Genomic DNA, 23,112 nt, shown 5'->3' on the forward strand with positions numbered 1-23,112 from the left:
GTTCCGGATCCTTTTCTAAAAGATCTTTCGCAATGATCAACTAATTTTCATAGGCATACGTTGGTTTAATGATTACATCCTTTGAAATAAAGGGTTAACTTTCGCTCTCCCGTTTTTTTGATATCAAAATCTGCCAGATTTTTTAGCCCGTGCAACACGGCATATAAATTACCATTTCGATACGTTGCTTTTATCTGGCAACGGTCCATCCCTTCTCCCTCTACATCGATCGAATAGTTATAAATTGCCGCCAAGCGGGGAATGATCTCATCAAAGGTCACCAGATCGAAGGACACGGACTGGGCCTTCCAGGCGAGAAAATTTTGCTTGTCAACTGGCGCCACCACTATCTCTTCGTGTTCGGGGTAAACCGTCGCCATTTGGTTTGGATGTAGTTTTACCCGGGTTTCCTCTTCCCTACCCTGCTGGCAGACGGCCACACTACCGTGGTCGACGGCTACTATGACCGCTGATTCCCGGTGTGCCTTTACATTGAAACGGGTACCCAATACCTGGGTTCGGACGCCATGGCTCCGTACCTCAAAAACCGCTGCTTCATTTGCTACCACCTCGAAAAAGGCCTCTCCATCCAATTTTACCAGCCGTTTTCCTGATTCGAATTGCCGGGGAAACCAAAGAGTAGTGTTGGTATTCAAATAGGCCATACTGCCGTCGGGTAAGGTGATCGTTGCTTTCTGGCGCTCGTTGGTGCTTCGCTTCTCCCATACTACCTCGGTAGGTGCCTGCAACATCCGAAAAACAAGGAAACCCAAGCCAATAAGCAGGGCAATCGAGGCTACCATCCGTACCGGCCCTGAAAAATAGGCTTGTTTGCGGGACCTTTGAATCCGACGGTCAATTTTCCCTTTGATCCGTTGCTGAATTTCTGCCTCCTCCTCCCTGTCCAAGTCCCAGGACAACTCCCTCCGTTGAAGCTGATCCAATACCTGATGCAGCAATGCTTTTTCTCGGGCAGATAAGCGCCCGGTTTCCTTCTTTTGTAATAGTTGCAGAAACGTTCGTTTAGTCATTTTTTACTGAGTAGCTGATAGACAGTACCCGATTGGGGCGCTACTACTTAGTCCTTATAAAAAAAAATAACGACGGAACCCCGAAAACGAATTAGAATCAATGGCTTACGCGAAAAAAAACCTAATTTAATGCTTAAAAAATTAATTTTTCAGAATATAAATCTGATTAGGTGGAGTATAAATGGAGGCAGGTATAAATAAATTTGGCCGAGGTTTTTTTTTATGGATTTCAATGCTTTGTACAAATGGGCTTCCACCGTCCGTACCGAGATGTTCATCTGACGGGCGATTTCTGAATTGGGCAAATCGGCTTCGCGGCTCAACTGAAAGGCCTGTTTGCACTTATCCGGTAAAGAACCCACGCTTTGCTTTACGATCTGGTCTACCTCTTCAAATTCCAATAAATGATCCGCCATAAGCTGCTCGGGCAGATGGGCAAAAACGGCTTCCAAATCCGTGGTCTTTTTCAAATCCCGAATCACGTTGAACACCTGATATTTTACTGCGCGGAACAAATAAGCCTCCAGATGCTCGATCTTTTTATGACCTGCCCGCTCCCACAAGTCCACAAAAACCTCCTGAACCAGGTCTTCACAGACACCCTGGTCTTCAAAAATAGCGTAGGCATACCTATACAACCGCTTCCAGTACCGTTCGTAGACCTTATCGAAGGCTTTTAATTCGTTACGGTATAAGGCCGCGCAAAGTGCTTTATCGGTTATGTTGGATGGGTCCATGGGTTACAAATCGTAACAATTTAGAAGTTTTTTACCAATCAAAAAATGGTAGCGTTTAAAAATAATTGTCAGGAACCTATTTCTCTAAATCGCAAAAGGGGATGCGGAGTGAACAGAATTTCACCCGCATCCGCCCCCCATTCTAAGCAATAGAAAAAAGAAGTAATGGAGGAGAGGCAATGAAGCACCGGGCCACAAGCTGGGATGCTTTCCCAACGATTAAATACCCAATTCTACCTGGAAGCGCCAAATAACATTATTTCGGGCTGGGTGGGTGCCTTCGCCATAGGCCCCCATGAGTTCGTAGGTTACATCGCTTTGCAGCTTAAATCGATGACCGCGAAGGTACCTGGTCAATCCTGCCGTGAAATGCTGAACTTCCAGTTCATAAAGTCGTATTTGCCTGCCCGGATTGAGGCGGGTATACCTTCCGGCAAACTCGAAGTTGCTGGGTAAAAGATAGCTGGCCTGGAAGTTTTGCCCCAAGCCGTTGTAGACATACCGTACCTCATTTTCCTCGTTAAAAGTCAATGGATTCACAGAGGTTCGGTATAAAAATTCGCTGGCAAAAGCAAAACCCCGGTATTTAAATAACCAATCACTCATGTAGGTATTCATGTCGGTTGGCTGATGCAACAAAACGCCGATCTGACCACCGGTACGTAGCGTGTTGTAATTTTGATTCAGGGTCATGCCAATGGACAATTTGGTGTTTTTTCACGCATCAAATCCCCCTCAAAGTAATCACCGAAGGCTTCAAAGCGGCCGAAAGGCAACAGTTCGATCCTTCCTGTGTAGGACAATTCGGATACTTCTTCGAAAAAATTCCTCCCTTTTCCCGTACTGATTGCACCCAGAAGGACGTAGTAAAAATTACCCCTAAATTGCCGGCTGTATTTTGCTTGAATGCCAAAGTCCCGGTCCACGTTTAGCGTCGCGTTGACAATGCTCCGATCTACAAATTGCAGGTCACCGGAGCTATTCACCCGCTGCCGATTGCCGGGCAGCTTGGTCTGTCCGAGTCCCAGCGTCAGGTGTGGATTCACTTTGTAGAAAATCATCGCGTCTCTCAGAATATTGGGAAACTGCGTGCGCTCCCAGTCCATATCCTCGGGAGTAAAGGAAAGCTGAATAACATAGGTTACCCGTGGATGGTACACAAAGCCATCGAAGCGAAGCCGAAGGCGCCGTACCTTTCCCTCTATTTTGGTCGGATCACCGTCGTAAAAATTAAATAATGCCCGGTTTTGCATCCTGAACCGGATATTTAACGAAAAAACGCTATCAGGAGAGGTAAGCCCCACTCCCTTTCCGAAGGTAAAATAGGGCACTTGGGTAAACTGTGTAGGGGCATCTATCATGGCCTGCACACTGTCTGCGGGCAGCGTATCCTGAGCCCTAAGCGGCAAATAAGCCATAAAAACGAGTAAACAGCCAGTAAACGGCTTCAATGAGAAAAGGGATTGGATCATTCGTGTACGACCTAATGGCTTGCAAAAATAGGAATTAATCCCATTGTCCGAACGAGGAAGAACCTAAAAGCAGGTAAATAATTTTCAAATTAACCCTATATATGCATTTAGCTCTTACGCTGGTTCAGCCTCCTCCGCCTTGCAATCCTAGTAGATGGGAATCACCCGTTGCAGGCCCAATTTTTCCGTCTGTTGCGCGGCGGCTGATATGTCATTCACGAGCGGAAAATCAATTCCCCAGGCAAAGAGCCGTTGGAGGGTCTCCGGGTCGTCTGTTCCGAAATAATTTACCTTTATCCCGTTCTCATGTAAGATACGAACGTACCGTTTAAACGCGCGCCGAACCGGCCCCCGCAGTTGAATAAAATCTGCTTCCATGGCAATCGTACTTGAGACATAATCGGCCCCACCCGTTTGACGTTCCATATTGCAGATCTTGATCGATTCAAGCACGCTACGAGCCCCAGCACGTGCCTCGGCTGATACTGCGAGGAATGCCTGCTGCGTTCTGCCTTTAGCTACCAGTAAGCGGGCTACCCGTTTACCTATTTCATGCCCCCCTTTTATGTGAATGTTCAACCAGGTATTTCGCGGCATGACCGCGAGTACTTCCTCCAGCGTCGGAATTCGGGTTCCGGCAAATGCAGGATCCATCCAACTTCCGGCATCTAGCTCTTTCAGTTCAGATAGGGTTAATTCGGCCACGGCTCCCGTTCCGTCCGAGGTACGATCCACCGTTGCGTCGTGCATGAGCACCAGGGCCGAATCTTTGCTGAATTGAACATCAAACTCAATCATCTGGGCACCCATACGAACGGCTGCCAGCAATGCCGGAAGGGTATTCTCCGGGTGCGTGGCCATGGCACCCCTGTGGGCACAAAACCCTCGATTTGGCATATCCAATTCCTGAGCCGATAGACAGGACGCTATCAACATCAGGCAGAAGCCTCCGAGGATGGCTTTTTTTTCTATCATGCGATTTGTATAAGGCATGCGCTTACCTTGGTCCCGATGCTCCCGCTATCGGGGACTTGTTCTCTTCTGTCTCGATCCGCTTCCCGGCGTATCGTTGCAAAGCCACTTCCAGACCACGCAGCTCCGCTAATCCCTTTAGCCTGCCTATGCCCGAATACCCGGGTATGGTATCCTTCTTCAAATCGTCGAGCATTTGATGCCCATGATCGGGACGGAAGGGAATGGCCTTTTCCCTACCTCGATTGATCTGCACAAGAAGCTTCATTACTTCGTACATGTCCACATCTCCGTACAAATGATCCGATTCGTGGAAATTTCCCATCAAATCTTTCTTCACATTTCTCAAGTGCACAAAATGAATTCGCTCAGCTAAGGCTTGAATGATTTCGGGAAGGTTGTTTGCTTTCCCGGCACCCAATGATCCGGTACACAGACAGATTCCATTAAAGGACGCGTTTACCGAATCGGTAATGAATCGCAAGTCCTCCAAGTTCGAAGCAATACGGGGCAAGCCAAGAATGTCGTAAGGTGGGTCGTCCGGGTGTATCGTTAAGGTAATGTCCAAGCTTTCGCAAGTAGACTGTACACTGCGCAGAAAATAAACCAGGTTTTCCCGCAAACCGGATTTTCCTATACTTTGGTAGCGGGAAATACTTTCGGAAAGGGTCTCAAGCGTCATGCTTTTTTCGGTAGGTACCCCCATCAATACGATATCGGATAGTTCCTGCTTTCTTTCCGGAGTCATTTCCGTCCAACGCAACCGCGCATTTTCACGGATTTCCAACGAATATTCACTGCTGGCACCGGGCCGATGTAACGCAAACAAGTCAAAAGCCGCCAAATCGGTCCAATCGAAACTCAGGGCTTTTGCTCCGTTGGCCAGATGCAGAGACAAATCCGTCCGGGTCCAATCCAAAACGGGCATAAAATTGTAGCAGACCAGGCGTATACCCGCCTGTGCGAGGTGCATCAGCGTCTTCCGGTAATTTTCGAGGTAAGGCTCGCAATCATGCGACCGCGTCTTTATGGATTCGTGAACCGGAACGGACTCAACGACCGACCAGCTAAGACTGGCATCTTCAATGATTTTTTTTCGTGCAAGAATCTCTTGCAGGGGCCAGATTTCTCCGTGTGGAATGTGGTGCAAAGCCGATACCACCGTGGTGGCGCCGGCCTGGCGAATGTCCTGTAAAGAGACGGGATCATTCGGACCAAACCAGCGCCAACTTTGGATCAAAGACATACGCTATCGCAAAATGCTGAATGAATGGGCTAAATCAAAGGACGTATTCGGTACCGTATGGAAATCGGTTCGGACGGGAAAGCATGGAGTTTGCTTCATCGTCGTTTTTGAAGCGTTCTCTCATGGGATCCCAATACAGTTTCCTTGGCAACTTCATGGCAATATGGGAGAGCAGGCAGGCACTGCAAGACCGGTGCGCTACTTCTACCGGTGCGATTGTCTGCTCACGGGAAACGATGCAATCCAACCAGTTTTTGTGGTGCTCCTCGCTTTCATACAAGTGAATTTCCTCCGGACCGATAACCGAGGTAAGGATTTTCTGGTCGCTTGCTTTAAAGGCTTCGCTTGGTTTTCCGCCCGGTACAGGATCACTGTCTGTTACCCCCACGTTGCCTCGGGCAACAAAAATCCAGCCGTCGGTACCTTCGAAACGCACGCCATTCGGATAGGCGCCACTCACTTCCATGATCACATCATTGTCGTATTTGGCCGTAACTTTGAAATCTCCATGAACGGTCCACAGACCCTCGGTCGGAAAATCAGCAATTGCTTCCAACTCAACGGGACCGGAGTACTCTTTTCCCATTGCCCAATGTGCAATATCCAGGTGGTGAGCTCCCCAGCCGGTAATCATTCCCGCACCAAACTGCTCGCAACGGAGCCACCCTGGTCGGGAACGAATATCGGATTGAGAATGCACGCGGTCAAGGGTATACGGTACCCATGGGGTAGAACCCAGCCACATATCGTAATTCAGATTTGCCGGAATCGGCATTTCCTGTGGATTTCCTCCGGCAGGATCGCCCGGCAATCCTATTAAAATCCGCTCAACCTTTCCTATCCGACCATTTCGCACAAGTTCGCAAGCCCGCTTAAACTGAGGCCAGGGGTTCAGGGATCGCTGCTGACTACCGATTTGAAACACTGCACCTGTCCGGTGAATGGTATCGCTCATCATGCGCCCTTCTTCTATGGTCAGGGAGGTAGGCTTCTGCAGGTAAATATCCTTACCGGCAAGCGCCGCTTCCATTGCTGGCTGTGCGTGCCAATGATCGGGGGTACTGATGATGACTGCATCCACGTCTTTGTGACGAATCATCTCTTTGTAATCCTCAAATACCTGAACGTCTACATAATTTCGTTGACCTGTTTTGTCGGCATAGTATTTTTCCACCCAGGTTTTGCCCTGAGCTCCGCGGTCCCGGTCCACGTCGGCTACCGCCACTACCCGTGCAATATCGTTTTTCATGGTCTCGGGTAAATCGTGGGTCATGGCAATGCGACCAAAACCTACTTGTCCGATGTTGATTTTGTTGCTTGGCGCGTTTTTCCCTAAAACCGAAGCAGGTACGATGGTCGGAAAGCCAGTAACTGCAAAAGAGGCTGCCAGGGCTCCTTTGGTACTGGATTTCATAAAATTCCTTCTCGAAAGACCGGATTTGTTTTCTTTTTTCATGAAAGCATGCTTTATAGGTTATCCTTATTTGGTAATTGTTTCGGTATTCGTTCTGCATTTGTAGTCGTCCACCGGTAAAAAGACCGATGCCTTGCGGACGGATTTATTCTTTTTTGATCGTTATTGTCGGTAAGACCCCAAACTGTTTCCAGGCGGCTTCCGCCTCTTGTGGACTGATCTTCTTGGCTGAAACCAGAAAGCGGTAATTCAACGCGTAACTTTTTCCTGGTTCCAGCCGCCAATCCATGTTTTTCGTGGGCGCAAAATTGGCATACATATCGCCCCTGCCGTACATGTCCTCGGGCCAGATACGCAGGGGTTCCGGATGGTTGTAATTTGTGGGGGCAGACATCATCACTACCGAGGCATAGGCCTCGTCGATTTCGCCCTGAACGATACACCATCTGGCCAGACTCCCATCGGCCATTTTTCTGCTGAGTCCTTCGGAAGTAATTACTTCACTATTCTTATTGTTCCATTTTTCGGTGGTCCTCCATCCCAGACTTCCGTATCGGTACTCTTTCAAGGTTACCGGCTCCTCTGCTGCGGGGTTGAGGAGAATGCTGATATCCGCCAGATAATACGTTTCGTTGTCATCCAACGCGTAAATTCGGGCTCCCTGCACTTCTCTCATCGCTGCTTCCGGACTGGACCGGTTTTGCAACACGAGGTGCTCGTGCACTACCCTGTACCCGGCAAAAACCGGGCCCTCCGATTTGGTTAAAAAATTGGCGAAGCGCACCGTACCCTGCTTCTCCGCCAGGTTCCAGAAATCGATCGTTTCTCCCTTGAATTCCGCACGGGTCCAGGGGTTCCAAAGTCCATAATGATGGTAATGATCCTCAGGCTGAATACGCGTCAATGATTTCCCACCCGGAGACCACATCGGATGTACAAAACCACTTCGCGCATAGGCGGAATCGACCCCTTCCGGAGGATATACGGTGGCAAAATTGTACTGCCACAGGTCTCTACCTTTTTTCCGTACAATCAGGGCTTCCTCCGTTTGATAAAGCTGCAAGGCTCCCCCTGCGCTTTTGGGCTTCGCCCGGTGCAATTCATAGGTACGCAATTTCCCTTTTTCAGCCGAAGGTGGAATCAACCAGTGCAGACTCCTCCCGTTCAACGCGTCGATCTGGTAGGGAACCTCCTGTTGCCGCCCCCCCGAAATCTCCACCAATCGAAGTACCGAATCGGGAAGATCCGTAAGCCCATTCAGGGCCACAGAAGCCGGCTGAGCAAAATTGGAGACGGCGGGTAATTCTACCGCCAGGCTTGCAATCTTTTGAGAAAATCCGCACAATGGCAACGAAATCCCTAGGAAAAAACTTACGAGTAGTTTAACTTTCATCATTCACTTGGTGTACGTAATTAAAATTGCCCAGTGCCTGTAAACTTATTAATATATTTAATTTGATACAACCGATTTCATATAAATTTACCCTGGAGCAGCAACAAAGCGAAAAAGTGGCTCGGGAACATGGATGCCATGGAAAACTTGCTGGCTACTACACCCCGGGTTGCCCGCAATTAAGTCCGGATTCAAGCAAAAATTGTATGTAAAAATCGATAAACCATTCAATAAATTTCTACGTACAAAAAGTAAATAGGGCAAATTGATGAATCCAAACATTTTTATTAGTCTGAAATCGGTTGCATCCATCTAAAATTTTATTTATTATTAGCTTTCAATTCGTGAAACACCGAATAAATGAAAAAGGAAATTACCATTTACGATATTGCTGAAAATGTAGGCTTATCGCCTACCACCGTTAGTCGAGCGCTTAGTAATCACCCCAGAGTACAGGAAACCACCCGCAAAAAGATCGTAGACGCAGCAAAATCCCTGGGTTACCAATCCAATATTTTTGCTTCCAGCCTGCGCAAACGGAAATCCAAAAGCATCGGAGTCATTGTTCCCCGACTGAATAGTCCCTTCCAATCCTCTGTACTGGCTGGAATGGAAAAAATCGCTACCCAGTCTGGGTACAACCTGGTAATCAGCCAATCCATGGAATCCCTGGAGAAGGAAATATCCAATACCGAGATCATGTACAATAGCAGGGTGGACGGATTATTGGTATCCAAGGCCGGGACCACCGACGATATTGATCATTTTCTTCCCTTTTTCAAAAAGGAAATACCTGTCTTATTTTTCGACCGGACACCCGAAAAAAATAATTGTACCGGAGTGGTCATCAACAATACCCAGGCAATCTACGACGCAACCGAACACTTAATCAAGCAAGGATGCAAACGGATCGTCCATGCTCTTGGAAACCTTCAGATAAACGTGTACGCAGACCGTCTGAAGGGCTACAAATACGCACTGATGGACCACGGATTTGTTTTCGATGCAGAAAATGTAATTAGCATAGAGCTGGACGAGGAAGCGGGAGAACGTATCACCAAAAAAATCCTGAAAATGCATCCTCGACCCAACGGACTATTGGTATCCAACGATACCAGTGCCGCAAGCTGCTTGATGGCACTTAAAAAAAGAGGCATCCGTGTTCCTCAGGATGTCGCCATCGTTGGTTTCAATAATGACCTGATCTCCCGCATGGTTGAACCCCACTTGAGCACCGTGAATTATCCCAGTTACCACATGGGAGAAGTCGCTATGAAAAATCTAATCAACCACCTGGACGACGAGCACGAAGAAATCCTCCAAAAAACCAACACCATCACCCTTCGATCTGAATTAATCATCCGGGATTCCTCAAAAAGATACGGGGATTCCGGATAATACCGGCAGCGCTGCACTTTTGGCATTCATAGGGCAACAAGCAGCAACTTCTTCCCGCGAGGAAAGGGTCAATTTCCTCGCCCGAATGGATCCTATCCGATTCAGGCACGACTGTTCTGAAAATTACCCGTGTTTTCGGCGGGAAAGGATATTTTTATCGGGTGCATCTGAAGAAGAACGGAAATAGCCCAATCGAGTGAAGCCACCTTTTTTGATCTATTTGTACAAAAAATCAAAAAACTTTCGAAATACTTTGACAAGTTACTAATTTAGAATGATATTTATTCTGAAATCAACAATTAACCCCAAATAAAATGGATAAGATTTTAGATATTGATAATATAGACCTAAAAATCATTTCGTTACTTAACGAGGATGCGAAAACTCCCTACACGGAAATTGCCAAAAAAGTATTCGTCTCCTCCGGTACCGTTCACGTACGGATGCGAAAGTTGGAAGACATGGGCATTGTGAAAAGTGCCACACTCAATATTGATTTTTCCAAACTCGGTTACGACATATCTGCATTTCTAGGCATCTATCTGGAGAAAAGCTCCCTGTACGACAACGTCATCGAACGGCTAAAGGAAATAGCCGAAGTCATCAATGCCTACTATACCACGGGTAATTACAGCATCTTTGCCAAGATTATTTGCAAAGATACCAACCACCTTCGCGATGTATTGAATAAAATTCAAAAAGTAGAAGGCATCGACCGTACCGAAACCTTGATCGTGTTGGAAGAAAGTATCAACCGCCCCATCCAATTATTGGAGTCTAAAAAATAGGTATTAGTTAATTATTAAGATTAAATCTAAATAAATTTTTTATTTGGTTTTTCCAATAATGGGTATGGCTTTTTTTACAAGGCGGTTTGCTGGCAAAGGCGATTTTTTAAATTTTAACTTGCAGTCATTTAGGTGATTACCGTAAAAAAACCTACTTTTTTTTCTTAATTCGAAGTAGACTCGAACAATAAAAAATAGATTAATGTTATATATTTGTGCATCAAAATATAATTAGTCTAAATAACTCTTTTTATGAGCAAGGACAATGAAATTTTAGAAGAGTTCACTTCGAAGGAATACGAACACGGCTGGTCGGTTAATTACGAGGCGGATGAAGCTCCCATCGGGTTAAACGAAGATATCATTCGATGGATTTCTTCCAAAAAGGAAGAACCTCAATGGTTGCTTGACTGGCGACTGAAAGCCTACCGGCATTGGGAGACAATGGAAAAGCCGTCATGGCCGAATGTCAGGTATCCCAAGATCGAGTATCAATCCCTTCGGTATTATTCCGCGCCCAAGCAAAAAAAGAAACCTGCCAATATAAACGAGGTAGATCCGGAGTTGCTCAAGATCTATGACCGACTCGGAATTTCACTCAACGAGCAGAAGCGGCTGCAAGGAATTGCTGTCGACGCGGTTCTCGATTCCGTTTCGGTAGGTACCACATTTAAAGATACGCTGTCCAAACTCGGTGTTATTTTTTGTTCGTTTAGTGAGGCGGTAAAAGAACACCCGGAATTGGTAAAAAAATACCTGGGTTCGGTCGTGCCAGCGACTGACAATTATTTTGCAGCGCTAAACTCAGCCGTTTTTTCGGATGGTTCATTTTGCTACATTCCCAAAGGCGTTCGCTGTCCCATGGAATTGTCCACCTATTTCAGAATCAATGCAGCAAATACCGGGCAATTTGAACGCACGCTTATTATTGCAGAGGATCAGTCCTATGTCTCCTACCTGGAAGGGTGTACGGCTCCGCAACGCGATGAAAATCAGCTACACGCAGCAGTAGTAGAAATATACGCGGCGAAAAACGCCGAGGTAAAATACTCCACCGTTCAAAACTGGTTTCCAGGAGACAAGAACGGTAAAGGTGGAATTTACAATTTCGTTACCAAACGCGGCATTTGTGCGGGGGATCATTCCAAAATATCCTGGACTCAGGTAGAAACGGGTTCGGCTGTCACCTGGAAATATCCCTCTTGCATCCTGAAAGGGGATCATTCCGTTGGTGAATTTTACTCGGTCGCCGTTACCAATAATTACCAGCAGGCAGACACGGGAACCAAAATGATCCACATAGGAAAGAATACGCGGTCCCGAATCGTTTCCAAGGGCATTTCTGCGGGTTTTTCTCAAAATTCTTACCGGGGCCAGGTACAGGTAATGAAGCGCGCTACCAACTCCCGGAATTTCTCTCAGTGCGATTCGTTGCTCATGGGAGACAAATGTGGCGCACATACCTTTCCCTATATCGATATTCACAATTCTACCGCAAAAGTGGAACACGAGGCAACTACCTCGAAAATCGGAGAAGATCAGATCTTTTACTGCAACCAGCGGGGAATTGATTCGGAAGATGCGGTAGCCCTGATCGTAAACGGGTATGCAAAAGAAGTGTTAAACCAATTGCCAATGGAATTCGCCGTGGAAGCGCAAAAACTTCTCGCCCTGACATTGGAAGGAAGCGTAGGATAAAAATACTAAAAACCATGCTATCAATAAAAAATTTGCACGCCTCTATCAGAAGGCACTCCTATATTGAAAGGAATCAGTCTTGAAATAAATCCTGGAGAAGTCCATGCCATCATGGGGCCCAATGGCTCTGGTAAATCCACGCTCGCATCTGTTTTGGCAGGAAGGGAAGAATACGAGGTCACCGAGGGAGAAGTGATGTTTAAAGGAAAGGACCTTCTGGAGCTTAGTCCGGAGGACCGGGCAAGGGAAGGGGTTTTTCTCGCTTTCCAATATCCGGTAGAAATTCCCGGTGTGAGTTCTACAAACTTCCTGCGAACTGCAGTCAATCAGGTTCGTGAATACCGGGGACAAGAGCCACTTGACGCGGTTAAATTTCTCTCCTTAATGAAGGAAAAGATGAAATTGGTCGAAATCGATCAAAAATTGCTCAGCAGAGCGCTGAACGAGGGATTCTCCGGAGGTGAAAAGAAAAAAAACGAAATCTTTCAAATGGCGGTACTGGAACCTTCGCTTTCCATTCTGGACGAGACTGACTCGGGATTGGACATTGATGCCTTAAAAGTGGTGGCTAATGGAGTGAATCAACTCAAAACGAAGGAAAATGCAACGATCGTGGTTACACATTACCAACGCCTGCTTGATTACATCGTCCCCGATTTTGTTCATGTCCTATACAACGGACGCATTGTAAAGTCAGGTTCCAAAGAATTGGCGCTTGAGTTGGAAGAAAAAGGGTATGACTGGATCAAGGAAGAGGTCTCGGGAACAGCTGTTTGATCATATCTAGACTTCACTACGAATGACAGTATCAACTAAGAACCATAAAGAATTAAAAGAAGCATTCCTTCTCGCTTCGGAACCTGCCCCTTCGTCCTCCGTATTTTCAGACCTGAAGCAACAGGCAAGAGAGGTACTCGACCGGGTTGGCTTTCCGACGATAAAGGACGAGGAATACAAATATACGGCCATCAGTAAACGTCTTTTGGACAAGTTGAATGGCTTCGGTACTGCCGAATCGATACCCGATATCGAAAAAGAGCTACGCACCCAAGATGTGCTTGTCGGCGCTGCCGCTGGATACACGATCGTATGCAACAATGGTAGATTCGAACCCCAGCTATCCTCAATGGATCGAGACCTGTTTGAGCTAACTGCGCTGGAAGACCTTGAATCAAAAGCGGCCGCCCGAATCGGTCAAATTGAAAAAAGCGAGTTCGACTCCTTCACGGCTCTGAATTCCCTCTTTTTTAAGAATGGAATTCACATTCGCGTTCCGGATGGCAAAATCGTATCGAAACCGATTTTGTTGCTAAATTTTGTGAAATCGACGGAAAATGGGTCCTGCGTGCATCCTCGGACCTTCATTGAAGTCGGAAAAAACGCGGAGGTTACGTTGATTGAACGGACCATTTCCCTGGGCGAAGAGCCTGTCTTTGTCAACTCGGTTTGCGAATGGGCAATAGGGCAGAATGCACACGCGCGACATTATACGCTCCAGGATGGTAGAAAAAACGACCTGGCCGTCACCAATAACCGCGCAGATGTTCAGAAGGACGCTACCTTCACATCCATTGTAATGAGCCTGGAAGGGGAAATGATTCGTAACAATCTGAGCCTGGATTTGAGGGCCAGTAACTGCGAGGGGAACATGTATGGTTTGTACCTACTGAATGGAAAAACACATGTAGATAATCATACGAACGTTGACCACATGCAGGCGCATGCCGAATCGAATGAATTGTACAAAGGCATTCTTACCGATCAGTCTAGAGGCGTATTCAACGGTAAGATTTTTGTACGGCAGGATGCGCAGAAAACGAATGCTTTTCAGCAGAACAATAACATTCTCCTATCCGAGGAAGCTACGGTAAACACCAAACCACAATTAGAAATCTGGGCTGATGATGTCAAGTGCTCCCACGGTTGTACGACCGGGCAGTTGGACGAAGAGGCGTTGTTTTATTTACGAGCGAGAGGGATCGCCAAAGACGCTGCCAAAGCCTTGCTGCTGCATGCCTTTGCCGGAGAGGTGCTGGATCAGATAAAAGAAGAATCATTTAAAGAATATTGTGAAACCCTGGTACATGCACGACTTGGCGGAAATTATTGATCGAAATAGTAAGGAACCCGACGTAGCGAAAATACGGAGCAGATTTCCTGTGCTAGACCAAGAGGTCAATGGGAAACCGCTTGCTTATTTCGACAATGCAGCCAGCACGCAAAAGCCTGTGGAGGTAATTTCTGCACTTAAGGAATACTACGAGCACCACCATTCCAACATTCACCGCGGTGCCCATACGTTGGCGGCGCGCGCCACCGACTTATTTGAAAGGACAAGGAGTTCGGTACGGGCATTTATCAACGCCCGCGATGTGGAAGAAGTAATTTTCACCAAGGGTACGACCGACAGCATCAATTTAGTGGCCGCCACTTTTGGTAAAGCCTTCATCCAGCAAGGGGATGAGGTGATCATCTCCACCATGGAGCATCACTCGAATATTGTTCCCTGGCAAATGCTCTGTGAGGCGACCAATGCCGTATTGAAAATCATCCCTGTAACGGAAAACGGGGAGTTGGATCTACAGGCCTACGAGGAATTGCTGTCGGAAAAGACCAGGTTGGTAGCAGTCGTACATGCCTCAAATGCGTTGGGAACCATTAACCCCATCAAAAAAATGATCCAATTGGCGCATCAGCATGGTGCTCGATTTTTGGTAGATGGGGCGCAAAGTCTGGCACACCTGGAGGTGGATGTACAAGAGTTGGATTGCGATTTCCTGGCCTTCTCGGCTCATAAGCTATATGGTCCTACCGGTGTAGGAGTCCTGTACGGCAAGCGGGAATTATTGGAAGCCATGCCTCCTTACCAGGGAGGGGGAGAAATGATCCGGGAGGTTACCTTTGCAAAAACTACGTACAACGATCTTCCGTATAAATTCGAAGCCGGTACACCCAATATTGCGGATGTGGTTGCTTTCGATGCTGCTTTGTCCTTTATCCAATCGATCGGTAAAAAATGGATTCAGCGACTGGAAAGCCAATTATTGGCCCACGCAATGGAACGCTGTTCCGAAATCAAGGGTTTTGTACCGGTAGGGACCGCTAAAGATAAGGTCAGCGTAATGAGTTTCACCATTCGAAACATGCATCCATTCGATGTGGGCATGATGCTGGATGCCTCCGGTATTGCCGTACGCACCGGGCACCATTGTACTCAGCCTCTGATGGACCGTTTGGGATTAGAGGGAACCGTCCGGGCTTCCTTCGCTGTTTACAATACCGTAGAAGAAATCGACAGGCTTTATGAAAGTCTGGTACGCATCGCAAAAAGAAAAAACTAATGCCAAGCACCGACGCTGTACAAGAGGAAATTATTAGTGAATTTGAGATTTTGGGGGAAGACAAAGAGTCTACGATTTATTACATCATGGAACTTGGAGACCAATTGCCGGAATTTCCCGAAAAAGAACGGACGGAGGAAAACATCATCAAAGGCTGTCAATCGAAAGTTTGGTTGACGACTGACTACCGAGACGAGCGGGTACACTACCTGGCCGACTCCAACACGGATATCACGAAAGGGCTTATAAGCTTGCTGATACGGGTACTATCGGGCAAAAAACCGAGCGAAATATTGGCTACCGAGCTTTATTTTATCGATAAAATCGGAATGGGCAATATTATTGGTTCCCAGCGCTCGAACGGTCTGGCTGCCATGATCAAACAAATGAAGCTTTTTGCCCTTGCCTACCAATCAAAAATAGATGCCTAAATAACGTATGGAAAAGCAAGATCAACACATTGAAGCGCAGGAAGATATCAAACGTAAAGTGGTCAACGCGATCAAGGATGTGTACGATCCGGAGATTCCGGTGGACGTGTATGAATTGGGATTGATCTATGAGATTACCGTTTATCCAGTTAATAACGTATACATCCTTATGACCTTAACTTCCCCCAACTGTCCGGCGGCCGAGTCGATCCCTTCGGAGGTAAAAACCCGGGTAGGCGAGATTGAGGGAATCAATAACGTAGAGGTGGAATTAACTTTCGATCCGCCTTACTCACAAGACATGATGTCTGAAGTAGCGAAATTAGAATTGGGGTTTTTATAAATAATACAATTAACTAACGTAGAAAATATGTATCCAGAGGAACTAATTGCTCCAATGAGAGCGGAGCTAACCGACGCAGGCTTTACTGAATTCCGGTCTTCAGAAGACGTGGAATCGCACTTGAAGGACCATAAAGGAACCACTTTTGTGGTAGTCAATTCCGTATGTGGTTGTGCGGCAGGAGCCGCCCGGCCAGGGGTACGGTATGCTTTGGAGAAAGCAGGAAAGCAACCCACTGTATTGGCGACTGTTTTTGCCGGCAACGATACCGATGCCGTCGCTAAATTTCGGGAAAAGGTACTCCCCTATCCCCCTTCTTCTCCAGCCATGGCATTGTTTAAAGATGGAGAATTGGTTCATTTTATTGAACGGCACCATATTGAAGGGCGCAACGCCCAGATGATCGGAGATCATTTAGTCGAGGTGTTCGAACACTTTTGCTGAAAAAAGCCCTTCAGGGGCTTTTTTTTCATCCCATGACCAGCGCTTAGCCGGGTTTATCTAAAATTTGGCAGAAAATAGTTTTTTCTGTCTTTTAAAAATCAAGTCCAGATTATTTTATTCCTGTAAAAAAGTAGACTTACCATTTTACAGAATAAGATTCTACATTTGACGACTGATTTGAAAGGCATTCAAAAAATTTAATGAAAGGAATTTGCCCAAATTTTAGTACATTAGCACCAAATTTTATTTCGATTTGTTTCAGTTTGGAATTTATAATACACTTAATTAGATAAATATGTCCGATATTGCTAAACTATCCTATAAAGGAAATGAATATGACCTGCCAGTCATCAGAAGGTACAGAAAACGAACAGGCCATCGACATTGCCAAACTCCGTGGACAATCCGGTTTGATCACCATAGATCCCGGTTACAAAAATACCGGGTCTACAAAAAGTGCCATTACCTTTTTGGATGGAGAGGAAGGAATTCTTCGCTACAGGGGATACAATATTGAGGATTTAGCATCGAATTCAAATTTTTTAGAGGTTTCCTACCTACTTATCAACGGGGAATTGCCTACGGCGAGTCAGTACGAGAATTTTTCCAATCGAATTACCAAACATACGCTGGTTCACGAAGACATAAAAAAGATTCTGGATGGCTTTCCTTCCGTGGCGCATCCGATGGGTGTGTTGTCATCCCTAATATGCTCACTTACCGCATTTTATCCAAATTCGCTTGATCCAAACAATACGGACGAGGAAATTCAACTGAGCATCGTACGACTTCTGGCTAAAATGCCAACGTTTGCGGCCTGGGCATACAAGAATAAAATGGGGCATCCGGTCAATTACCCCGATAATAACCTGGATTACTGCGGTAATTTTATGAAGATGATGTTTGCTTTACCTTCCGAAACATACGAGGTCGATCCGGTGATTTCCAAAGCGCTGGATAAATTGCTCATTCTACATGCAGACCACGAGCAAAATTGCTCTACTTCCACGGTCCGCATTGTGGGCTCCTCTCAGGCAAGCATCTATGCTTCTATTTCAGCCGGGATCAATGCCCTATGGGGTCCGCTGCATGGAGGAGCCAACCAATCCGTGATCGAAATGCTTGAGGCTATCAAAAAAGACGGAGGCGATTCCAAAAAGTACCTGGAAAAAGCCAAAGACAAAAACGATCCGTTCCGACTCATGGGATTCGGGCACCGAGTTTACAAGAACTTTGATCCACGTGCCAAAATCATCAAAAAAGCAGCAGACGACGTATTGGGAAAACTTGGAATTGATGATCCCGTTCTGGATATCGCCAAAGAATTGGAGACTGCAGCTCTGAATGACCCCTATTTTGTGGAAAGGAAGTTGTATCCAAACGTGGACTTTTATTCCGGTATTATTTACCGCGCATTAGGCATACCTACCGACATGTTTACGGTCATGTTTGCACTTGGTCGCCTTCCCGGCTGGATTGCCCAATGGAAAGAGATGCGGGAAAATAACGAACCCATTGGCAGGCCACGTCAGGTGTACGTGGGCTCTACTGAGCGGGCCTACGTTTCCATGGAAAACCGGTAACCATTTCACAGCACAACCAAAGAAAAAAGGGCAATTCAGCCCTTTTTTTTGTTTAGTTCAAAATATAATTTAGTAAAATTTACACTTTATAATCGTTTATTTTTTAATCCTCGTTACAAACGTTGGTAAATGAAAAAAATTTACCTACCTTTGCAACTTATTAACATTTACTATTTTTCTCCTACGCCGTGGGGTTCCTTATTGTTGATCGACACTGGGATATTTTGGAATACCGTGGCTTCGAGAAGTAAGGAACATTTCATGGAAAAAGAAATAGCATTTTCAGACCTTGGGGTTTCGGAAGAAATCCTGAGGGCAGTGGAAGACATGGGCTATACCCAACCTTCCCCCATCCAATCTCAAACCATTCCGTTATTGCTGCAAGGCTCGGATGTCATTGGGCAAGCCCAAACAGGCACCGGCAAGACTGCAGCCTTTGGCATTCCGATCATTGACCGGATTGACAGCAGCAAAAACAAGCCTCAAGCGCTGATACTCTGCCCTACTCGGGAATTAGCGGTGCAGGTAGAGGGTGAGATTGTAAAACTTACCAAATACAAAAAGCGAATTTCCTCCACCTGCATTTACGGTGGGGAATCCATCGATAGACAAATCAGAAGTCTGAAAAAAGGAGTGCAAATCGTGGTTGGTACTCCCGGCCGAATAATGGATCACATGGATCGAAGGACGCTGGATTTAAGCGAAGTCGACGTGATCGTTCTCGACGAAGCAGACGAGATGCTCGATATGGGATTTCGGGAGGACATCGAGAAAATCCTGAGCAGCATGCCGGCCGAACGGCAAACGGTTTTCTTCTCGGCTACCATGCCAAAACCCATTTTGGAGCTTACCAGAAAATACCAGACCGATCCGGAAATCATCAAGGTACTTCGGAAAAGAGCTTACCGTAGAAAACATTACGCAAGTATATTACGAGGTTCGCTCCGGACTGAAAACCGACCTGATCAGTAGGCTCATAAATTTGCACCAATACAAACTCAGCGTGATTTTCTGCAATACCAAACGGGTGACCGACGAGGTTACAGAAGAACTCACCGCAAAAGGGGTTCCCGCAGAGGCCTTGCATGGAGACCTTTCTCAGGCACAGCGTACCAAAGTGATGAATAAGTTTCGGAAAAGGGTCATTGTGCGGTACTGGTAGCGACCGATGTGGCCGCCAGGGGTATCGATGTAGAAAATGTGGAAGCGGTATTTAATTTTGATCTTCCCCTGGACGAGGAAAATTACGTCCACCGAATCGGGCGGACTGGCCGGGCCGGCAAATTTGGAACGGCGATCAGCTTCGTTTCCGGGCGCAGGGATGCAGGAAAAATAAGGGATTTGGAAAGGTTTATCAAAACCTCCATCGATAAAGCAGCCCCACCTTCCGTGGATCAATTGATCCACATGAAAAAAGAACAGTTGATCAAAGACCTTCACCGACAATTGGCCAAAACCGGCGATGATCAGGTATACGAAGAAGTCATCGGAAACCTGATGGCCGAAGGATTGTCACTGGAGCAAGTTGCCATGGGATTGGTAAAACTTCACCTGGGAGACGCGGTGGATAAGTTCAAGGAAATGAATTTTACGCCAGAGAAAGACAGGAGTTTTGGAAGAGACGATAAACGACCCAGAAGGGATCGATCGGAACGCGACCGGCCAGGCAAAGCACATCGTGGAAGCGAAAGAGGCGGCAGAAAAGGAAAAAAAGAAAGAGAGCCCAACATGGCCCGACTCTTCCTTAACCTGGGCAAAAAAGACCGCATTCGTCCCAACGACATTGTGGGAGCCATTGCCGGAGAAACCGGCTTATCTGGCGGAAGCATTGGAGAAATCGATATTTACGATAGCTTCTCCTTTGTCGATATCCCGAAAAAAGACGTTACGCACGTGATCAAAGTGATGAATACAAATACCATTAAGGGAAAGCAAGTCAATTTTGAAATTTCAAAACCCTGATCGTTCCCGAACACGGAACCATCAAACGGAGCCATCCCCTTCCCGGGGATGGCTCTATTATTTTTCGGTGGGCACAGATTTTCGGAGGATCCGACCCTGTCCCGGACTGGTAAATTCCTCGGCCTCTTTCGCAACCCTGCCATTTATTACGACCCAATCAAACCCAGAGGCAAGCTGCGCCGCTTCCTCATAGCTAGCATTGGCTTTGACTTTCGTTGGATCAAATACCAAAAGATCCGCAAAATAACCGACTTTGATCTGACCCCTATCCCTAATTCCAAGATTGGACGCGGCAAGAGCAGTCATTTTGTGAATGGCCTGGGGTAAACTCAACAGCGTATCCTTCACCACATACGCTTCTATGATCTTGGCAAAGGTACCATGACCCCTGGGGTGGTTGGAGGTGGGGCTCCCGTCCGAACAGACATTTACGTAATCGTCTTTCAAAAACTCCTTCATCACGGTTTCATCCATTACAAAATAAGCAGCACTTGCGCCGGAAGGTCCAATATCCTCAACAAGCACCCTTTCGAAGGGCTTTCTTAGTTCCTCAGCCACTTCGGCCAGGGTTTTTCCCTTATAAGGTCCGGACCCAAGCAAAGTTGCCTCGGGTCCATTTCGGGCATTTACCCGATTTCTAAGGTGCTCTTCCAGCTCGGATTTTCTTTCCCGAACGACGGTCTCATAAGTAGCAGGAGGCTTTGCCCATTCCGGGAAAAGAAGTCCGATCCCCGTATAGCTTGCCTCGTAGGGATACAAGTCAGCGCTGACCTTCATTCCAGCTGCCCTTGCACGATTCAAAATCGAAAGAATATCCCGGGCACGATCGGAGCCCTTGGCATACACGATTTTAATATGGCTGACATGCACGGGGCAATATTCTCCTTGTGCCAACAGCTCTTGCAGGGAGGATTCGATCTGATCGTCATCTTCGTTCCTCACGTGACTCATGATCATGCCTCCCTTTTTTCCGACTACCTGCGCAAGTCGCCGCAATTCTACCTCGCCGGCCAGGTAGCCGGGGTTGTATTCCAAACCCGTGGAGAGCCCAAAACAGCCCTCCTCCAACGCATCCGCGAGCAAGCTTTCCATTCGGGACAAGCCCTCTTCAGTTGGCTGCCGATCGTAGGCGACACCGGAAATCATCCGTAAGGTGCCGTGGCCCACCGACATTCCGATATTGACACCGGGGTGAAGCCGGTCCACCGTATCCATCCAGGGACGAATTGCTGGGGTATTCGGGCTGGATCCATCCTGGCCCAGAAAGATCGTAGTAACCCCCATGGCCAGAAAATTTTTAAATTCCGGTGTCTTTAGCGGATCTCCATGCGCATGGCTATCAATAAATCCCGGAGAAACTACCTTTCCGTTCGCATCAATCACTTTCGTGGCCCTATACATTCTGGCGGTATCTCGATCTATTTTTGCAATTTTCTCCCCATTTATGAGCAGCTGCCCGTAGTAGGGAGGCGCACCCGTGCCGTCGTGAACCCAGCCGTTTCGAATGACCAAATCATACAAGGTATCGTCTGTTTCTTCTCCACAAGCAAAACTAAGCCCCAGGCAGAGTAGTAAACCTACAGGTCGTAAATACGTTTGAAAAATCATCGTCCGTGATATATTTAAATTGGGTTCGAAATATAACCTATAAAGCAGGATTTTATGTCAATTCCATCTTTTTTGATTGAAAATCATTCGATATTTCACGCAGATACTTATTTTTTTACGTCTGGGTACTTCACCCATCGGTCTCTTTTCTACTCGTTCGAATATTCGCTCGGATCAGTTCTTCCATCAAATCATAAGTAACCGGGGACAGACCCAGCAAACGGGATTTTGCAATGACCTCATCGATTAACACCTCTTTTTCACCCTCACGACCCTCTGCTACGTCGAGTTGAAACGAAGAGCGAGAATTGGCAGGAAAATTCCGAACCACTTCCCGGGCCTCCAGGATTGCCGATGAGCGGAGCGGCACACCCGATGCTTGTGCCAATTGGAGCAATTCTTCCATCAAACGCTGCCATCGGGCCCAGTGAAGCTGCGATCGCAGAAGGGATCCAAAGTCCAGTCCATAGGCTGCCGTCAACGCTCCCAAACTGGAGATAAACAAGAACTTGGTCCAAAGCTGTACTTCGATATCCTCGCGTAGACGTATTTCCAAACCCGTTTTCTCCAGTAGAGAAAAAAACCAGGTATGCCGCTCTTTTTCCGGAAAGCCAGCGACGATTTTACCTGGTCCGCCGAGGTGGCGCACCTGGCCTGGCCTTTTTACATTGGAAATCAAATAAATACAGGTATCGATTACCTGGGCCCCATTGACGATAGGACGTATCCGACTCGCGGCATCCACCATGTTCTGCAGCGGAAGGACCAGCGTTTTTTCTGAAAAAAGGGTCTGATTTTCGGAAACTGCCGAACGTAATCCCGTGGACTTCGTCGCTAGCAGTACCAGGTCTGCCGCTTCCGTGACCGCACCGCTTTCTATCAGCTGATCGGGACGTACAACTGTTCTCGTACCTCCTGATTCGAAAACCAATCCCCCCTCCGACAGCGCTTTGTAGGTCTCGCCACGGGCAACGAAAATGATTTCTGTGCCGGGACTTCGGTCCCCGGAAAGCAGCCGTGCACCCAAAAAGCCTCCCACGCCTCCCATGCCTAAAATCGCTACTCGTTTCGCGTTTGTTTCTCCTGCCATACTCGTTAGTTTTTTGCTCGTCAAAAATACCGTTCCCCGGGGAACTTTACCCGATTAATTCCGACAAAAGCATTCAGTATTTTCAACTTCATCGAATCGATTGACGCGAGGTGCGATTTTTCCCGGGCCAGCTTTTTCGTTGGCGGTGCACCTGACTTTCC

The 23,112-nt window shown here is 47.0% G+C and carries 18 protein-coding genes and 3 pseudogenes; 11 read left to right on the plus strand and 10 right to left on the minus strand.

The window, feature by feature from the left end; all coding sequences use genetic code 11:
- Window positions 1-65: 65 nt before the first annotated feature.
- The 8 genes from ABWH99_RS14860 to ABWH99_RS14895 form a co-directional block, all read right to left on the minus strand.
- Complete coding sequence (locus tag ABWH99_RS14860; RefSeq protein WP_375582636.1) at window positions 66-1,031, minus strand: FecR family protein; 966 nt, start codon at window positions 1,029-1,031, stop codon at window positions 66-68.
- Between the two features lie 149 nt (window positions 1,032-1,180).
- Window positions 1,181-1,768, minus strand: a complete 588-nt coding sequence (locus tag ABWH99_RS14865; protein WP_375582637.1) for an RNA polymerase sigma-70 factor — start codon at window positions 1,766-1,768, stop codon at window positions 1,181-1,183.
- 219 nt (window positions 1,769-1,987) lie between these two features.
- Window positions 1,988-2,461 carry a hypothetical protein gene (locus ABWH99_RS14870; protein ID WP_375582638.1) on the minus strand — a complete coding sequence of 158 codons (474 nt, stop codon included), beginning with the start codon at window positions 2,459-2,461 and terminating at the stop codon, window positions 1,988-1,990.
- A complete protein-coding gene (locus ABWH99_RS14875; protein ID WP_375582639.1) occupies window positions 2,458-3,186 on the minus strand; it encodes a porin in 729 nt (242 codons plus the stop codon). Before ABWH99_RS14875 ends, ABWH99_RS14870 begins: the two co-directional genes overlap by 4 nt.
- Window positions 3,187-3,387: 201 nt before the next feature.
- Window positions 3,388-4,215, minus strand: a complete 828-nt coding sequence (locus ABWH99_RS14880) for a glycerophosphodiester phosphodiesterase (protein WP_375582640.1) — start codon at window positions 4,213-4,215, stop codon at window positions 3,388-3,390.
- A 22-nt stretch (window positions 4,216-4,237) separates the two neighbouring features.
- On the minus strand, window positions 4,238-5,458 hold the full coding sequence (gene uxuA / locus ABWH99_RS14885) for a mannonate dehydratase (RefSeq protein ID WP_375582641.1): 1,221 nt from the start codon (window positions 5,456-5,458) through the stop codon (window positions 4,238-4,240).
- A gap of 34 nt (window positions 5,459-5,492) precedes the next feature.
- The gene (locus ABWH99_RS14890; protein WP_375582642.1) at window positions 5,493-6,914 is read right to left on the minus strand and encodes a Gfo/Idh/MocA family protein; all 1,422 of its coding nucleotides are present in this window, start codon (window positions 6,912-6,914) and stop codon (window positions 5,493-5,495) included.
- Between the two features lie 103 nt (window positions 6,915-7,017).
- On the minus strand, window positions 7,018-8,268 hold the full coding sequence (locus ABWH99_RS14895) for a PmoA family protein (protein ID WP_375582643.1): 1,251 nt from the start codon (window positions 8,266-8,268) through the stop codon (window positions 7,018-7,020).
- 357 nt (window positions 8,269-8,625) lie between these two features.
- On the opposite strand from ABWH99_RS14895, the gene ABWH99_RS14900 reads away from it, so the two are divergent.
- The 11 genes and pseudogenes from ABWH99_RS14900 to ABWH99_RS14950 all read left to right on the plus strand — a co-directional run bounded on the left by ABWH99_RS14900 (window position 8,626) and on the right by ABWH99_RS14950 (window position 20,253).
- Window positions 8,626-9,663 carry a LacI family DNA-binding transcriptional regulator gene (locus tag ABWH99_RS14900; RefSeq protein ID WP_375582644.1) on the plus strand — a complete coding sequence of 346 codons (1,038 nt, stop codon included), beginning with the start codon at window positions 8,626-8,628 and terminating at the stop codon, window positions 9,661-9,663.
- 314 nt (window positions 9,664-9,977) lie between these two features.
- Window positions 9,978-10,451 (plus strand): Lrp/AsnC ligand binding domain-containing protein, encoded by a 474-nt coding sequence (locus ABWH99_RS14905; RefSeq protein ID WP_375582645.1) that lies wholly within the window; start codon window positions 9,978-9,980, stop codon window positions 10,449-10,451.
- A 252-nt stretch (window positions 10,452-10,703) separates the two neighbouring features.
- Entirely contained in the window at window positions 10,704-12,149 is a 1,446-nt protein-coding gene (sufB, locus tag ABWH99_RS14910) for a Fe-S cluster assembly protein SufB (protein ID WP_375582646.1), read from the plus strand.
- Between the two features lie 14 nt (window positions 12,150-12,163).
- Window positions 12,164-12,926, plus strand: a pseudogene (gene sufC / locus ABWH99_RS14915) (Fe-S cluster assembly ATPase SufC).
- Between the two features lie 22 nt (window positions 12,927-12,948).
- Window positions 12,949-14,259, plus strand: coding sequence for a Fe-S cluster assembly protein SufD (gene sufD / locus ABWH99_RS14920; RefSeq protein ID WP_375582647.1), 1,311 nt, complete (start codon window positions 12,949-12,951; stop codon window positions 14,257-14,259).
- Window positions 14,234-15,490: a SufS family cysteine desulfurase gene (locus ABWH99_RS14925; RefSeq protein WP_375582648.1), complete on the plus strand. Its 1,257-nt coding sequence runs from the start codon at window positions 14,234-14,236 to the stop codon at window positions 15,488-15,490. Before sufD ends, ABWH99_RS14925 begins: the two co-directional genes overlap by 26 nt.
- Window positions 15,490-15,921: a SufE family protein gene (locus tag ABWH99_RS14930; RefSeq protein ID WP_375582649.1), complete on the plus strand. Its 432-nt coding sequence runs from the start codon at window positions 15,490-15,492 to the stop codon at window positions 15,919-15,921. Before ABWH99_RS14925 ends, ABWH99_RS14930 begins: the two co-directional genes overlap by 1 nt.
- A gap of 7 nt (window positions 15,922-15,928) precedes the next feature.
- Window positions 15,929-16,264, plus strand: coding sequence for a DUF59 domain-containing protein (locus tag ABWH99_RS14935; protein WP_375582650.1), 336 nt, complete (start codon window positions 15,929-15,931; stop codon window positions 16,262-16,264).
- A 27-nt stretch (window positions 16,265-16,291) separates the two neighbouring features.
- Window positions 16,292-16,708: a BrxA/BrxB family bacilliredoxin gene (locus ABWH99_RS14940; protein WP_375582651.1), complete on the plus strand. Its 417-nt coding sequence runs from the start codon at window positions 16,292-16,294 to the stop codon at window positions 16,706-16,708.
- Window positions 16,709-17,003: 295 nt separating this feature from the next.
- Window positions 17,004-18,291 (plus strand): annotated as a pseudogene (locus ABWH99_RS14945) (citrate synthase).
- Window positions 18,292-18,552: 261 nt separating this feature from the next.
- A pseudogene (locus tag ABWH99_RS14950) lies at window positions 18,553-20,253 on the plus strand (DEAD/DEAH box helicase).
- A 57-nt stretch (window positions 20,254-20,310) separates the two neighbouring features.
- On the opposite strand, the gene ABWH99_RS14955 reads toward ABWH99_RS14950, so the two are convergent.
- Together ABWH99_RS14955 and ABWH99_RS14960 are read right to left on the minus strand one after the other, a co-directional pair.
- A complete protein-coding gene (locus ABWH99_RS14955) occupies window positions 20,311-21,861 on the minus strand; it encodes an amidohydrolase family protein (RefSeq protein ID WP_375582652.1) in 1,551 nt (516 codons plus the stop codon).
- Between the two features lie 130 nt (window positions 21,862-21,991).
- Entirely contained in the window at window positions 21,992-22,951 is a 960-nt protein-coding gene (locus tag ABWH99_RS14960; protein ID WP_375582653.1) for a ketopantoate reductase family protein, read from the minus strand.
- Window positions 22,952-23,112: the final 161 nt, after the last annotated feature.

This window comes from Cyclobacterium xiamenense, from assembly GCF_042140265.1.
Classification (GTDB): domain Bacteria; phylum Bacteroidota; class Bacteroidia; order Cytophagales; family Cyclobacteriaceae; genus Cyclobacterium; species Cyclobacterium xiamenense_A.